General features: G+C 28.2%; 2 protein-coding genes and 1 pseudogene. All 3 read left to right on the top strand.

All coding sequences use genetic code 11. From position 1 onward, the window contains the following. The first annotated feature begins 515 nt into the window (after positions 1-515). The 3 genes and pseudogenes from ACEW7V_RS00565 to ACEW7V_RS00575 all read left to right on the top strand — a co-directional run bounded on the left by ACEW7V_RS00565 (position 516) and on the right by ACEW7V_RS00575 (position 1,378). Positions 516-893, top strand: a complete 378-nt coding sequence (locus ACEW7V_RS00565) for a hypothetical protein (protein WP_374695543.1) — start codon at positions 516-518, stop codon at positions 891-893. Beyond that, entirely contained in the window at positions 848-970 is a 123-nt protein-coding gene (locus ACEW7V_RS00570; RefSeq protein ID WP_374695544.1) for a hypothetical protein, read from the top strand. Before ACEW7V_RS00565 ends, ACEW7V_RS00570 begins: the two co-directional genes overlap by 46 nt. Continuing rightward, a pseudogene (locus ACEW7V_RS00575) lies at positions 960-1,378 on the top strand (hypothetical protein). The gene ACEW7V_RS00570 and the pseudogene ACEW7V_RS00575 overlap by 11 nt, the downstream one beginning before the upstream one ends. The last annotated feature ends 516 nt before the right edge of the window (positions 1,379-1,894 follow it).

Consider the following 1,894-nt stretch of genomic DNA (forward strand, 5'->3'; position numbering starts at 1 on the left):
CATGTACGTTTATTAAAACTTGGTGGAACTTTTTGTAAAAAGGAGGATTAATAACATCAGACATTTACAATTCAGACAGTAACACTTTTACCTTTGCTTTATTTTTGCGAAGCGCTTCATATTTATAATGCTGTACTATTACTTATATTATGCATCAACATATCTTATTTCAACAAAATTAATTAAAATATAATAAAATCTTTATGGCCTATTTCATTTTTTAATTTATCCTTAAATATTTATGATAACAAAGAATCCCCAAACCCAAAAAACTCAATCAAAAAGCAAGTATTTTAGTTATAATACTGGGGCAGCAAGTTTTTTATTTTGATACCTTAATTACTTTCAAAAAGAGAGTTTATAAATGTTTAAATGTTAGTAATTTTTAAAAATAAAAATACAATGATAAATATCAACTAGGTCTTAAAAAAACCAAAGCTAGTTTTCTAGATTTTCAAACTCTTTTGAAACAATTCCAATAATATCGAAAAACCCTATTACAAGCATTAGAAAGTTTGTTAATTCAAGCTGATTTTGGTACTAAAACCACTCTTTTTTTGATGCAAGCTATCAAAGATGAAATTAATTCAATTTACAAATTAAAAATCTCAAAATATTCCTTCTGTTGTTGTGTTCTAAAATGTTTGATTTGGTATCAAAATATGAAAGGTATGAAAGGCATATTAGAAAGTCCGCAAGAACAAGAAAAAAGAACAAGAAAACAAAATCAAGATTCCAATCCAACAAATCCCAAAGACACTTTTTCTTCAATCTCAAAAATAACTTGCCTCAAATGTATTTGTTTACAGGAGCAATTCGGAGTAGGAAAACAACTACTATTGGAAAAATGGCTGGAAGCATTGAAACAAGAAGGCAAAAAAGTAAGTTATTGATTGCTGCTGATACTTTTCGTGCAGGTGCAGTGGTGAACAACTTCCAAATTTGGGCCAAAAGAGTAGGTGTGTTATAAAGCTTTTTGCAAGCCTTTGCCAGCTCATCCTGCAAGTGTTATTTTTGAAGGCATCGAACTTGCTAAAAGTCAAAATTATGATATTATTTTGTGTGATACTGCTGGAAGATTACAAAACAAAACTAATTTAAATTTCAAGAAGAAAGGCCAAAGAACGAATCAAAGAGTTTGCAAACATTTGCCCGCCTCCAATTTACAAACTTTTTTAGTTTTGGATGCTACTACAGGGCAAAATGCTATTAATCAAGTTGATTTGTTCAATCAAGCAACTCCACTTCAGGAGCCATTTTAACCAAGCTTGACGGCACTTCCAAAGGAGGGATTGTTTTTGCAATTAAATATTTATACAATTTGCCCACTAAATATATTGGTGTAGGCGAAAAATCCAAAGATTTAATTCACTTTTGATGTTAAAATTATCTTTTTAATTTATTTGAAGGTTTACTTGGAAGATATTTTATAATTGCTAATTATAAAGAAAAAAATAAATCAAATAATCAAATAAATCTAAAAACAAACACAAAAACATAAAATTATTATATCAAAATAACGAATTCAAAAAATATTTAAAAACATTGCCCCAACAAAATTAAAATCACAAAACAATTACAATATCAAAAATAGAGGTACATATATATTAGGTGAAGTTGCCATAAAAAAGATGGAATAAAATTAGAGGAAAAAAAAACTTAGAAAACAACAAGATATTCAGTACGTAAGATATTAAAGTTTTTGCAGTTGATGTTCATTGTGTTATTACAGCGAATAAACAGTTGAAAAAGATTTTGTTAGCAGCTTAAAAGACTGAACCTCAAAGAACATATTATTAAAATTGCAACGAAACCCTATCCATTTTCGGTCTTACCGTGACATCTTACTTTTGGTTTCAATTGTAATTAGTAATAATGCAATTAAACCAAAGAA

This window comes from Areca yellow leaf disease phytoplasma (assembly GCF_041920595.1).

What these genes read in the sequence shown, in the direction of transcription:
- ACEW7V_RS00570 (WP_374695544.1), top strand. Translation starts at nt 848, where the DNA reads ATGGCTGGAAGCATTGAAACAAGAAGGCAAAAAAGTAAGTTATTGATT.